11 protein-coding genes are annotated in these 12802 nt (G+C 67.7%); 9 read left to right on the plus strand and 2 right to left on the minus strand.

Annotated elements, in window-relative coordinates; all coding sequences use genetic code 11:
- Positions 1-125 precede the first annotated feature (125 nt).
- Complete coding sequence (locus A5758_RS20600) at positions 126-2795, plus strand: adenylate/guanylate cyclase domain-containing protein (protein ID WP_231987369.1); 2670 nt, start codon at positions 126-128, stop codon at positions 2793-2795.
- Here A5758_RS20600 and modA read toward each other — a convergent pair.
- The gene (gene modA / locus A5758_RS20605) at positions 2792-3556 is read right to left on the minus strand and encodes a molybdate ABC transporter substrate-binding protein (protein WP_067201249.1); all 765 of its coding nucleotides are present in this window, start codon (positions 3554-3556) and stop codon (positions 2792-2794) included. The genes A5758_RS20600 and modA overlap by 4 nt on opposite strands.
- Before the next feature lie 253 nt (positions 3557-3809).
- On the opposite strand from modA, the gene A5758_RS20610 reads away from it, so the two are divergent.
- The 4 genes from A5758_RS20610 to A5758_RS20625 all read left to right on the plus strand — a co-directional run bounded on the left by A5758_RS20610 (position 3810) and on the right by A5758_RS20625 (position 7539).
- Positions 3810-4487 (plus strand): SDR family oxidoreductase, encoded by a 678-nt coding sequence (locus A5758_RS20610; RefSeq protein WP_067201276.1) that lies wholly within the window; start codon positions 3810-3812, stop codon positions 4485-4487.
- Positions 4488-4546: 59 nt separating this feature from the next.
- Positions 4547-5464 (plus strand): LLM class F420-dependent oxidoreductase, encoded by a 918-nt coding sequence (locus A5758_RS20615; protein WP_067743778.1) that lies wholly within the window; start codon positions 4547-4549, stop codon positions 5462-5464.
- A 115-nt stretch (positions 5465-5579) separates the two neighbouring features.
- The gene (locus A5758_RS20620; RefSeq protein WP_067743781.1) at positions 5580-5960 is read left to right on the plus strand and encodes a DUF4189 domain-containing protein; all 381 of its coding nucleotides are present in this window, start codon (positions 5580-5582) and stop codon (positions 5958-5960) included.
- A 190-nt stretch (positions 5961-6150) separates the two neighbouring features.
- Positions 6151-7539, plus strand: coding sequence for an NAD(P)/FAD-dependent oxidoreductase (locus A5758_RS20625; RefSeq protein WP_067201259.1), 1389 nt, complete (start codon positions 6151-6153; stop codon positions 7537-7539).
- Between the two features lie 120 nt (positions 7540-7659).
- On the opposite strand, the gene A5758_RS20630 is transcribed toward A5758_RS20625, so the two are convergent.
- Complete coding sequence (locus A5758_RS20630; protein WP_066954173.1) at positions 7660-8073, minus strand: PaaI family thioesterase; 414 nt, start codon at positions 8071-8073, stop codon at positions 7660-7662.
- 288 nt (positions 8074-8361) lie between these two features.
- Here A5758_RS20630 and A5758_RS20635 point away from each other — a divergent pair, with 288 nt between their 5' ends.
- From A5758_RS20635 to A5758_RS20650, 4 genes are all read left to right on the plus strand, one after another.
- Complete coding sequence (locus A5758_RS20635; protein ID WP_067743784.1) at positions 8362-8781, plus strand: BlaI/MecI/CopY family transcriptional regulator; 420 nt, start codon at positions 8362-8364, stop codon at positions 8779-8781.
- 14 nt (positions 8782-8795) lie between these two features.
- A complete protein-coding gene (locus A5758_RS20640) occupies positions 8796-9746 on the plus strand; it encodes a M56 family metallopeptidase (protein WP_067743787.1) in 951 nt (316 codons plus the stop codon).
- Positions 9747-9847: 101 nt separating this feature from the next.
- A complete protein-coding gene (gene gndA / locus A5758_RS20645; RefSeq protein ID WP_067743790.1) occupies positions 9848-11305 on the plus strand; it encodes an NADP-dependent phosphogluconate dehydrogenase in 1458 nt (485 codons plus the stop codon).
- Between the two features lie 41 nt (positions 11306-11346).
- A complete protein-coding gene (locus tag A5758_RS20650) occupies positions 11347-12783 on the plus strand; it encodes a GuaB1 family IMP dehydrogenase-related protein (RefSeq protein WP_067743793.1) in 1437 nt (478 codons plus the stop codon).
- Positions 12784-12802 lie beyond the last annotated feature (19 nt).

Raw genomic sequence — 12802 nt, forward strand, 5'->3', positions numbered from 1 at the left:
TCTAACCCTGGCCGGGAGATCTACACCGCCTCAACCTAGCGCTGGGCGTGTTGGGAAACGGCCAGCGCGCGGCTGTTCCGCCGATGTGCGGGTTCGGAGCGCGTTTGTTGTGAGATTCTGCTGAGGTGCCAGCGCCTTCGGGTGTCGTGACGTTTCTGTTCACCGACGTTGAGGGTTCGACTCGTCGGTGGGAGGCCGACGCCGACGGGATGCGGGTCGCCCTCGCGGCCCACGACGACGCCTTGCGCGAGGCGATCGAGGCGCACGGGGGCTGGTTGTTCAAGCACACCGGTGACGGCGTGTGCGCCGCGTTCGCCTCGCCACGCTCGGCGGTGAATGCCGCCGTGGCCGCGCAGCGCACACTCGAGTTGCCGGTGCGGATGGGGATGGCGACCGGCGAGGCCGAGCTGCGCGACGGCGACTATTTCGGCACCGTGCTCAACCGAGCCGCACGGGTGATGGCGGCCGGTCACGGTGGGCAGATCCTGCTGACCGAGTCGACGGTAGCCCTGCTGAGCGGAGTGGATCTGGTCGATCTGGGTCCGCGACGGTTGCGGGATATCCCGATGCCGGTCCGCGTGTTCCAGGTCCGCGCCGAAGGCCTGCGGACGGAGTTCCCGCCGCTGCGGGCGCTGGATACGAGTCCGGGAAATCTGCGTCCCGCGGGCACCAGTTTGATCGGCCGCGAGGCCGCCGTCGCCGACATCGAAGCGGCGGTCAAGGCGCATCGGTTGGTAACGCTGACCGGAGTGGGTGGGGTCGGCAAGACCCGTCTCGCGGTAGAAGTGGCCGCGCAGCTGGCCGACGAATTCCCGGACGGGGTTTGGCTTTTCGAGTTGGCCGCGGTCACCGATCCGGCGTCGGTGCCCGACGCGGTCGCGGCGGTGCTCGGCATCACCCAGCAGCCGGGCAAGACCGTCAGCGAGTCGGTGGCCGCCGCGTTGGAGGACCGGGTCAGGCTGTTGGTGCTCGACAACTGCGAGCACGTGCTCGACGCCACCGCCGACCTGATCGAAGTCATCCTCGCGCGATCGTCGACAGTGCAGATCCTTGCCACCAGCCGCGAAGGGCTCGGAATTCCCGACGAGCAGGTCCGCCCGGTTCGCTCCCTGGACGTGGCGGCGGGAGTGGACTCAGCTGCGGTTACGCTGTTCGTCGAACGCGCTCAAGGTATTTCGGCGGGCTTCTCGATGGCCGACGGCGGCGAAGCCGCCGCGGTGGCCGAGATTTGCCGGCGGCTGGACGGGATTCCGTTGGCCATCGAACTGGCCGCCTCGCGGATGGCGTCAATGACCGCCAGTGAAATCCGCGATCGCCTTGACCACCGCTTTAGGCTGCTGGTCGGCTCGCGGCGCGGACTGGAACGCCACCACACGCTGCGCCACGCCGTGGCCTGGTCGTATGACCTTCTCGACGAGACCGAAAAGACGGTGCTGGACCGCTGTTCGGTCTTCGCCGGCGGATTCGACCTCCAAAGTGCTTGCGCGATAGCCGGATCGGATCGCCTCGACGAGTACGCCATCCTGGAGGTATTCGACGCCCTGGTGCGCAAGTCGCTGCTCGTGACCGATAAGTCCGCGGCGCGCACCCGCTTTTCGATGCTGGAAACCATCCGCCAGTTCGCCGAGGAACAACTCATCGCATCGGGTGCGGCAGACGCGGTCCGGACCGCGCACGCCCATTACTTCGCCGGACGGGAAGCCGACCTCATGGCGCTGTGGGACAGCCCGCGACAGCGCGAGGCATACGGCTGGCTCACGGTCGAGCTGGCCAACCTGCGCATCGCCTTTCGTTGGGCCGCCGACCACGGCGACCTGGATGCGGGCGCCGCCATCGCCGCGTATGCGGGCTTGCTTGGTCCGTTTCTCGAGAACTACGAACCCATCGCCTGGGCCGAAGAAATGGTCGGACCCCTTCATGCCGTCGAACACCCGCGGCTGGCAGCCGTATGCGTGGGGGCATCGCTGTCCGTTCTTGTCGGCCGGTACCAAGAGGCCGTGGGCTACAGCGAAATCGGTCAGACGGTTATCGCCGCCGCAGGCGACAAAGTGTCGTACTTCGGCGAGGCGTTTCTCGGCAGTGCGTATTTGTTCGTCGGGCTGCCCGAACGGTACCTCGAGCTGTGCCGCGCCCAGGTGAGGCGCAGCGGCGACGCCAACACGTTCGGGAGGGCGAATCTGGCTTTCGCTTTGGCCGTCTGCGGTTCGGCTGACGAGGCGATGGCGATCGCCGACGGCCTCATCGATGCCGCCGAAGCGAACGGAAATCCATGGGTGCTAGCTTACGTACTTTTCGTGTACGGGTACGCCGTCCGGGCCACCGATTCGGGTCGCGCCCTGGCGGCGCTGCGCCGTAGCCTGCTCGTCGCGCGGGACAGCGGCAACCGGTTCTACGAGACCCAATTCCCGTACTGGGCCGCCGGACTCATGGCCGAGCAAGGGGACCCCTGGGCGGCCTTGGATCATCTCGCCGTGGCCATTCGCAGTAACCACGAGTCGGGCAACATCGGCATGATGTACAACGCGCTCGCTGTCTTCGCCGTGTTCCTCAACCGGCTAGGACGCTACGAACCAGCTTCCACCATCGCCGGGTTGGCGGCGGTCAGTCCGATGGCAGCAACGACCTTGCCCGAACTCGGAGAAATGATCGCGGATCTTCGCAAGGTCCTCGGCGACCAAACCTACGAATCGCTCGCCCGCAAGGGTGAGGTGATGACCACGGCCGACATCGTGACCTACGCCTATGACCAAATCGACAAGATCCGAACCGATTTCGAACGGCCTGCTGAATTCTAGGGTTTGGCGAAGCCGTACTGGGCCAGGATGTTCTGACCGGTGCCGCCGGTCACCATGGCCAGGAACCGTTGCGCCAACACCGGTTGTGGGGCGTTCTTCAGCACGGCGATCGGATAGACGTTCACCGCGCCGGCGGCCTCCGGAAAGCTGACGGGGGTCACCTTGTTCCCGGCGCTGTGCGCGTCGGTCACGTACACCAGCCCGGCATCCGCCTGGCCGGTGGTGACCTTGTTGAGGACGTCCGTCACGCTCGGTTCCTCGCTCACCGGGTTGAGGTGGACGCCGGTGCTGTCTTCGACCCGCTGGGTCGCCGATCCGCATGGCACCGGCTTCTGGCAGATCACCACACCCAGCCCCGGCCGCGCGAGGTCGGCGAAGGAGCCGACCTTCTTGGGGTTGCCCGGCGCGGTGACGATCACCAGCGTGTTCGAGGCGAAGTTCGTCGGGTTGCCCGACAGCAGGCCGGCCTTGGCGACCGTGTCCATCTGCGCGGTGTCCGCCGACGCGAAGACATCGGCGGTCGCGCCCTGCGTCAACTGGGTGGCCAGTTCGGAGGATCCGGCGAAGTCGAATTCGACATTGCTGCCCGCGTTTTGGGCCTTGAACTGCGCGCTGATCTGAGTGAACGCGGGCTTGAGCGAGGCGGCGGCGAACACCACCAGCCTTCCCGAACCCTGCGGGGACGGTTTCGAACCGCACCCGGCCAGGCCCGCAGCCAGGACCATCGACACCACACCGGCCAGGGTCCCGATCCGCCGCATGCGTGCACCCTAACCCGCCGAGGATGCGGCCCGCTTGGGGGCCTAAACGTCGCAAAAAAGTGCCCGACGAAGAGTTACGCAACTGATCCGCGCGTCGCGGCGTCAACAATTTCGCCGACTAGCTACTGTCCAGTAACATCTAGGCAGATTGATGCCATAACGCGCTGAGATCCCAGGCAGATCCCCCCGGCGTCCTGTGGATGGCCACACGGAACTGCCCGGGTCTGGGTTCAACGTTGAACACGAGGAGGTCATGGCAGTGGAGGTGCTGGTCACCGGTGGAGACACCGAACTGGGGCGCACAGTGGCCGAAGGCTTCCGCGATGCCGGTCACAAGGTGACCCTCGTGGGTGCGCGGCGCAGCGACCTGGAGGTCGCCGCCAAGGAATTGGACGTGGACGCGATCGTCTGCGACACCACCGACCCGGCAAGCCTGACCGAGGCCCGTGCCTCGTTCCCCCATCATCTGGACACCATCGTCAACGTGCCGGCGCCCTCCTGGGAAGCCGGCGACCCGCGCACCTACTCGATCGGCGACACGGCCACTGCCTGGCGCAATGCCTTGGACGCAACTGTGCTGTCGGCGGTGTTGACGGTGCAGACCGTGGGTGATCACCTGCGCTCGGGTGGTTCCATCATCAGCGTGGTGCCCGAGACCCCGCCGGCCGGAAGCGTTGACGCCGCCATCAAAGCGACCCTGTCGAATTGGGTCGCCGGCCAGGCGGGCATCTTCGGCACCCGCGGGATCACCGTCAACGCCGTGGCCAGCGGCCGCAGCGTCCAGCCCGGCTACGACGGCCTCTCCCGCACGCCCCCGTCGGTCGCCGGCGAGGTGGCCCGGTTGGCGCTGTTCCTCACGACCCCGGCAGCCCGCCACATCACCGGCCAGACGCTGCACGTCAGCCACGGCGCGCTCACCCAATTCGGCTGAGGGCGTAATCCGCCGCCGAGCGGTATCGTCCCGCCCGGCGCCGCACTACGGTAGATCGCGTGGCTATTCGACTCGGTCTACAGATTCCCAACTTCTCTTACGGCACCGGGGTGGAGCAACTCTTCCCCACTGTTCTGGCTCAGGCCCGCGAGGCCGAATCGGCTGGTTTCGACTCGGTTTTCGTAATGGACCACTTCTACCAACTCCCCATGCTGGGCGATCCCGACCAGCCGATGCTGGAGGCTTACACCGCCCTGGGTGCGCTGGCCACCGCCACCGAACGAGTTCAGTTGGGCACCTTGGTAACCGGCAACACCTACCGCAACCCCTCGCTACTGGCGAAGATCATCACCACCCTCGACGTAGTGAGCCAGGGCCGCGCGATCCTGGGCATCGGTGCCGGGTGGTTCGAACTCGAACACGACCAGCTGGGCTTCGAATTCGGCACCTTCACCGACAGGTTCAACCGGCTCGAGGAGGCGCTGCAGATCATTCTGCCGATGATCAAGGGCGAGCGGCCAACCTTCTCGGGCAAGTGGTACCGGGTCCGCGAGGCTATGGCGAATCCGCGCTTCCGCGAACACATTCCGCTGATGATCGGCGGCAGCGGCGAGAAGAAGACGATCCCGCTGGCCGCGCGCCACTTCGATCACCTCAACGTGATCGCCGGATTCGACGAGCTGCCAGGCAAATTGGAGGTTGTGCGGCGGCGGTGCGAGGACATCGGCCGGGACCCGGCGACGCTGGAAACCAGCACGCTGACCACGGTGCTGGTCGACGAGAACGCGAAGCCCGATCAGATTCCGGCCGAAATGCAGCAACGCATGGTGGTGGGCGGGCCCGACTCGGTCGCCGACCAGATCAAGACCAAAGTGGTGGACGCCGGCATCGACGGCGTGATCATCAACCTGCCCTTCTACACCCCCGGCGTGATCAGCGCCGTGGGCGAAGCGCTGCGCCCGGTCATCGGCCTGTAGCCGCCGACGCCTCTCATGTGGGGTCGCGGATTGGTGCCGCCGCGGTAATACTCCATGTAGCAGCGTTTACCTGCGCCACGACGGCGCAGCGCAGAAGTGAGGGGCCGGGACGGCCATGAAGAAACGAGCCCTGGCGGCAGTCGCGGTCGGTGTAGCGTTCGCCGCGCCGCCGATCGCGCATGCCGACAACAACTGGATCGCCATGGCGATCTCGGACTCGACCGGCCACATCAACATCGCCGACGGAGCGGCCAGCCAGGGCGCGGCCGAGAAGGCGGTGATGGAGACGTGCCGCAAGAGCATCAGCGACTGCCGGCTGCTGGCCAGCGGGCAGGGCGGGTGCGTGGCGCTCGTTTTGAATGCGGCCAAGTCCCGATACTTCGGCGGCTGGGGTCCGACCCGCGAAGAAGCCGAAGCCCAGGCGCTCGAGCGGGCCCCCGGCGGAACGATCCAGGCGGGCCACGACCACTGCGCGGGCGAGGGCTCCAGCCAGTGATGCCGGCTTCGCGCCGATAGCTGATAACTGCGCCACACCGCCCGATGCCCACCAGGCACTTCGGCTCCGAACACCGTTAGTGTTGCAAACAACACATGCGTATCAACTAGGTTTCCGGGTATCCGCCTGACTAGCGTTGTGGCTAACTGCAGTCACGTGTCCAAAAGCCCCCGTCAGGAGCAGCGGAAACATGAGCCCCCCACGAGAAACCACAGCTGGAACCGAACGTCGCCATCAAGTCGTCATCATCGGTTCGGGATTCGGTGGGCTCAACGCGGCAAAGAAACTCAAGCACGCCGATGTCGACATCAAACTGATCGCGCGCACCACGCACCACCTGTTCCAGCCGTTGCTGTACCAGGTGGCGACGGGCATCGTCTCCGAAGGCGACATCGCCCCGCCCACCCGCGTCGTCCTGCGCAGGCAGCGCAACGTTCAGGTGCTGCTCGGTGACGTCACGCATATCGATCTGGCCGGCAAGTACGTCGTATCCGATTTGCTCGGCCACACCTACGAAACCCCTTACGACAGCCTGATTATCGCCGCGGGCGCGGGGCAGTCGTACTTCGGCAACGACCACTTCGCCGAATTCGCGCCCGGCATGAAGTCGATCGACGACGCACTGGAGGTGCGTGGACGGATCCTGAGCGCGTTCGAACAAGCCGAACGGTCGCGTGATCCGGAACGACGCGCCAAGCTGCTGACGTTCACCGTCATCGGCGCCGGGCCCACCGGCGTCGAAATGGCCGGGCAGATCGCCGAATTGGCGGCCCACACGCTGAAGGGCTCGTTCCGCGGCATCGACTCCACCAAGGCGCGCGTGATCCTGCTCGACGCGGCCCCCGCCGTATTGCCGCCGTTCGGCGACAAACTGGGCGCGCGGGCGCGCGCCCGGCTGGAGAAGATGGGCGTCGAGATTCAGTTGGGGGCGATGGTCACCGACGTCGACCGCAACGGCATCACGGTCAAGGACTCCGACGGCACCATCCGGCGCATTGAGTCCGCCTGCAAGGTGTGGTCCGCGGGTGTGCAGGCCAGCGGGCTGGGCCGAGACCTTGCCGAGCAGTCGTCGGTGGAACTCGACCGCGCCGGGCGGGTCAAGGTGCTGCCCGACCTGTCGGTTCCGGGGCACCCAAACGTGTTCGTGATCGGCGACATGGCCGCTGTCGAAGGCGTCCCGGGCGTGGCCCAGGGCGCGATTCAGGGCGCCAAGTACGTCGCCGGCGTGATCAAAGCCGAACTGGGCGGCGCCAATCCGGCGGAGCGCGAACCGTTCCAGTACTTCGACAAGGGCTCCATGGCCACCGTTTCGCGGTTTTCCGCGGTGGCCAAGGTCGGCCCGCTGGAGTTCAGCGGCTTCATTGCCTGGCTGATGTGGCTGGTGCTGCACCTGGTCTACCTGGTCGGGTTCAAGACCAAGGTCAGCACGCTGCTGTCGTGGACGGTGACCTTCCTGAGCACACGGCGCGGCCAGCTGACCATCACCGAGCAGCAGGCCTTCGCCCGCACCCGCCTCGAACAGCTGGCGGTGCTCGCCGCCGAGGCCAAGCCCCCAGCGACCGCCAGGCGGGCGAGCTAACCGGTCGCGGCCGAGTCGAACTGGCGCCGCTGCTATTTGCACGAAAGACGTTACGGCGCAACGTACATCATCGATCTACGCAGCACGCCCCGATGATCGTCGCGTAAGCCTCGGGTAGGGCTAGGCCTCCAGGTTCTGCAGCCGAACCTGGCCGCGGGCGACCACCCGGTCGTCGGCGTCGGTGATGGTGACCAGCCACAACTGTTGGCGCCGGCCGCGGTGGATCGGTTCGGCGGCGCCGTACACCATGCCTGAGCCGATGGAACGCAGAAAGTCCGTGTTGTTGTTGACTCCCACGACATTCCCGCCGCCGCGGGTGGCGAGCCAGGTGTAGGCGGCGACGCTGGCCATGCTCTCGATGATCGAGCAGTACACGCCGCCGTGCACGAGGCCCATCGGCTGCAGCAGTTTCGGGGTGACCTCGAGCTGGGCGCGGGCGCCGTCGGGGCTGAGTTCGGTGAATTGCAGCCCGATCTCCTGATCGAAGGGCGCGGTGAAATCCGGCGGCAAGGTCGTTTCCGGAGGCTGAGGCACGTTCTGTGTCTACACCATCGGTCGATCGTCGGCGCTCGCGGCGGGACGCCCGCCCAGAAACGGCTGAGCCCCGTGCCGCTGGGGCACGGGGCTCGCCGATCGAGGCGACCGGGGGTCACTGCAGCCCTCAGGACTCGCCGCGGTCGTCGTTCGCTCGACTCGGTTAGCATAGGCAAGGCTGCCCTAATTTCGCAAGCACTAATTCGGCGGCGCCCCGGGAAAGCTCGGTACGACGGTCCGTAGTAACCCGGAGTAAGATGTTGCTCGACGCTCAGGAGAGAACGCACTATGGCGAAACTGACCCGGCTCGGGGATCTGGAACGCGCCGTGATGGACCACTTGTGGTCCGCGCCGGAACCGCAAACGGTCCGGCAGGTCCACGATGCGTTGTCCGCGCGACGCGACCTTGCCTACACGACGATCATGACCGTCCTGCAACGGCTGGCCAAGAAGAATCTGGTCTCCCAGATCCGGGACGACCGCGCGCACCGATACGCACCCGTGCACGGCCGCGACGAGCTTGTCGCCGGGCTCATGGTCGACGCGCTGGCCCAGGCCGAGGATTCCGGCGGCCGGCAGGCCGCTCTGGTCCACTTCGTCGAGCGGGTGGGCGCCGACGAGGCGGACGCCCTGCGGCGAGCGCTCGCCGAACTGGAAGCCAATCAACGCCACAACGCGCCATCCGCTGGCGCGTTGACGGAGGACTGAGGGAGACTGACAGCGTGTCCGCGCTGGCCTTCACCATCCTCGCGGTGCTGCTGGTCGGTCCGGTGCCGGCCTTGTTGGCACGCGCGAGCTGGCCGCTGCGCGCTCCCCGCGCCGCCATGGTGTTGTGGCAGGCTATCGCGCTGGCCGCCGTCCTGTCCGCATTCAGCGCCGGCATCGCGATCGCCACTCGGCTGCTCATGCCCGGTCCCGACGGCCGGCCCACCGCCAGCATCGTCGGCGACGCCGGCCGGCTCGGCTGGCCGCTGTGGGCGGCATACGTCGGCGTTTTCGCGCTGACCGTGCTGGTCGGCGCCCGATTGATGGTCGCCGCGATGCGGGTGACCATCGCCAACAGGCGACGGCGCGCCCACCACCGCATGGTGGTCGATTTGGTCGGAGTCGGCCACGACGCCGCGCTCCCCCAGCCCTGCGCCCACACCCGTGACCTCCGCGTGTTGGATGTTGCGCAGCCGCTTGCCTACTGCCTGCCCGGCGTGCGCAGCCGGGTAGTGGTCAGCGAGGGGGCGCTGAGCACGCTCGCCGATGCGGAAGTCGCGGCGATCCTCACCCACGAGCGGGCCCACCTGCGAGCCCGGCACGACCTGGTTCTCGAGGCCTTCACCGCGGTGCACGCCGCGTTCCCGCGGCTGGTGCGCAGCGCGAACGCTCTCGGCGCGGTCCAACTGCTCGTCGAGCTGCTCGACGACGACGCCGCCGTGCGCGCGGCGGGTCGCGCTCCCCTGGCGCGGGCCCTGGTTGCCTGCGCGTCCGGCCGGGCGCCGTCGGGCGCATTGGCCGCGGGCGGCACCAGCACGGTGGTCCGCGTGCGCCGGCTGTGCGGGGAGGGCAACAGCCTGGCGCTCTCGGCGGCCGCATACCTCGCGGCGGCGGCCGTGTTCGTGGTGCCCACCGTCGCGTTGGCGGTCCCGTGGCTCACGGAATTGCGGCGCCTGTTCAACCTCTGAGGCGACGCCGGAGCCATCACCCCGGGCCGGCGCATGTCCGCTGTGCCACAGTGTGACGGAAAGCTTTTGGGCAAGGTTCTCCAACTTTGAGAGGCGAAGACATGGGTTCGTCGGATGCAAAGACCGCGACCGCGCAAATCGGCGTCACCGGCCTGGCGGTGATGGGCTCGAACATCGCTCGCAATTTCGCCCGGCACGGCTACACGGTGGCGCTGCACAACCGGTCGGTCGCCAAGACCGACGCGCTGCTCAAAGAGCACGGTGACGACGGCAAGTTCGTGCGGTCGGAGACCATCGCGGAATTTCTGGACGCCTTGGAGAAGCCGCGGCGGGTGCTCATCATGGTCAAAGCCGGTGACCCCACCGACGCCGTCATCAACGAGCTCGCCGACGCCATGGAAGAAGGCGACATCATCATCGACGGCGGCAACGCCCTCTACACCGACACCATTCGCCGCGAGAAGGCGATGCGCGACCGGGGCCTGCACTTCGTCGGCGCCGGAATCTCCGGCGGGGAGGAAGGCGCGCTCAACGGCCCGTCGATCATGCCGGGCGGCCCCGCCGAGTCGTACAAGTCGCTGGGCCCGCTGCTCGAGGAGATCTCCGCGCACGTCGACGGCGTCCCGTGCTGCACCCACATCGGCCCGGACGGCGCCGGTCACTTCGTCAAGATGGTGCACAACGGCATCGAGTACTCCGACATGCAGCTGATCGGCGAGGCCTACCAGCTGCTGCGCGACGCCCTCGGCAAGACCGCCGAGCAGATCGCCGACGTGTTCGACGAGTGGAACAACGGCGACCTGGACAGCTTCCTGGTCGAAATCACCGCGCAGGTGCTGCGGCAGAAGGACGCCAAGACGGGCAAGCCGCTCGTCGACGTCATCCTCGACGAGGCCGAGCAGAAGGGCACCGGCCGCTGGACGGTGAAGTCGGCTTTGGACCTCGGCGTGCCGGTGACCGGCATCGCCGAAGCGGTGTTCGCCCGCGCGCTGTCGGGTTCGGTGACGCAGCGCAAGGCCACCACCGGGCTGGCCTCGGGCGAGCTGGGAACCAAGCCGGGCGACGCGCAGCAGTTCGTCGAGGACGTCCGTCAGGCCCTGTACGCGTCCAAGATCATCGCTTATGCGCAGGGCTTCAACCAGATTCAGGCCGGCAGCGCCGAATACGACTGGGGCGTCACGCCAGGCGACCTGGCCACCATCTGGCGCGGCGGCTGCATCATCCGGGCGAAGTTCCTCAACCGCATCAAAGACGCATTCGACGAAGATCCCGACCTGCCGACGCTGATCGTCGCGCCCTACTTCCGCAGCGCGATCGAGGCCGCGATCGACGGCTGGCGTCGCGTCGTGGTGACCGCCACGCAGCTGGGCATCCCGATCCCGGGCTTCTCCTCCGCGCTGTCCTACTACGACGCCCTGCGCACCGAGCGGCTGCCCGCGGCGCTGACCCAGGGCTTGCGGGACTTCTTCGGCGCGCACACCTACGGCCGGATCGACGACGACCCGGACAAGCGGTTCCACACGCTGTGGAGCGGGGACCGCAGCGAAGTGCCCGCCTAGCGGGGTACTACTGGAGGACACGAGGGGGCAGGGCGACGACGATGAGATTCCTGGACGGGCATGGGCCCGGCTACGACCTGACCTACAACGACGTCTTCGTCATGCCGGGCCGGTCGGAGGTCGAGTCGCGCTTCGACGTCGACCTGTCCACCAACGACGGGTCGGGCACCACCATCCCCGTCGTGGTGGCCAACATGACCGCGGTGGCCGGGCGCAGGATGGCCGAGACGGTCGCGCGCCGCGGCGGCCTGGTCATCCTGCCGCAGGATCTCCCGATCACCGCCGTGCAGCAGACGTTGGATTTCGTCAAGAGCCGTGACCTCGTTCTCGACACCCCGGTGGTCCTGGCGCCCGACGATTCGGTGTCGGATGCGACCGCGCTGATCCACAAGCGTGCGCACGGGGTCGCCGTCGTCGCGTTCGAGGGCCGCCCGATGGGGCTGGTGAGCGAATCGTGCTGCCTCGGCGTCGATCGGTTCGCCAGGGTGCGTGACGTCGCGATCACCGACTTCGTCACCGCCCCGGTCGGCACCGAGCCGCGCAAGATCTTCGACCTGCTCGAGCACGCCCCGATCGGGGTTGCCGTGGTGACGAACGCGGACGGCACGCTGGCCGGCGTGCTGACCCGCACCGGGGCCGTCCGGACCGGCCTGTACGCCCCGGCGGTCGACGCGCGCGGGCGGCTGCGGATCGGCGCAGCCGTCGGCATCAACGGCGATGTGGGGGCCAGGGCGCGCTCCCTGGCCGAGGCGGGCGTCGACGTGCTCGTCATCGATACCGCACACGGGCATCAGGCGAAGACGCTCGACGCGATCCGCACGGTCTCCTCGCTCGACCTGGGCGTCCCGCTGGTGGCGGGCAACGTCGTCTCGGCGGAAGGCACCCGTGACCTGCTTGGTGCCGGGGCCGACATCGTCAAGGTCGGCGTCGGGCCGGGGGCGATGTGTACCACCCGGATGATGACCGCCGTGGGCCGCCCGCAATTCTCGGCTGTGGTCGAATGCGCCTCGGCGGCAAGACAATTGGGAGGGCATGTCTGGGCCGACGGCGGCGTTCGGCATCCGCGGGACGTGGCGCTGGCGCTGGTGGCCGGGGCGTCCAACGTGATGATCGGATCGTGGTTCGCCGGCACCTACGAATCGCCCGGGGACCTGATGCGCGACCGCGAGGACCAGCCCTACAAGGAGAGCTACGGCATGGCGTCCAAGCGGGCGGTGGTCGCCCGCAGCGTCGCCGATACCGCATTCGAGCGCGCGCGCAAAGCGCTGTTCGAGGAAGGCATTTCGACGTCGCGGATGGAACTGGACCCCGACCGCGGCGGCGTCGAGGACTTGATCGACCACATCACCTCGGGTGTGCGCAGCACGTGCACGTACGTCGGCGCCGCCAACCTGACGGAGCTGCATGAGCGCGCCGTCGTCGGGGTGCAGTCGACCGCGGGCTTCGCGGAAGGCCATCCGCTGCCGTTGGGTTGGTGACCTGTTCCGCCGGAATGGC

The sequence above is a fragment of the Mycobacterium sp. 852014-50255_SCH5639931 genome (assembly GCF_001665605.1).
Classification (GTDB): Bacteria; Actinomycetota; Actinomycetes; order Mycobacteriales; family Mycobacteriaceae; genus Mycobacterium; species Mycobacterium paraffinicum.

Excerpts from the sequence above, each read along its gene's own strand:
- A5758_RS20635 (WP_067743784.1), top strand. The coding sequence starts at position 8,362 with ATGGCGAAACTGACCCGGCTCGGGGATCTGGAACGCGCCGTGATGGAC.
- A5758_RS20610 (WP_067201276.1), top strand. The coding sequence starts at position 3,810 with ATGGCAGTGGAGGTGCTGGTCACCGGTGGAGACACCGAACTGGGGCGC.
- modA (WP_067201249.1), bottom strand. The coding sequence starts at position 3,556 with ATGCGGCGGATCGGGACCCTGGCCGGTGTGGTGTCGATGGTCCTGGCT.
- A5758_RS20650 (WP_067743793.1), top strand. The coding sequence starts at position 11,347 with ATGAGATTCCTGGACGGGCATGGGCCCGGCTACGACCTGACCTACAAC.
- gndA (WP_067743790.1), top strand. The coding sequence starts at position 9,848 with ATGGGTTCGTCGGATGCAAAGACCGCGACCGCGCAAATCGGCGTCACC.
- A5758_RS20620 (WP_067743781.1), top strand. The coding sequence starts at position 5,580 with ATGAAGAAACGAGCCCTGGCGGCAGTCGCGGTCGGTGTAGCGTTCGCC.
- A5758_RS20625 (WP_067201259.1), top strand. The coding sequence starts at position 6,151 with ATGAGCCCCCCACGAGAAACCACAGCTGGAACCGAACGTCGCCATCAA.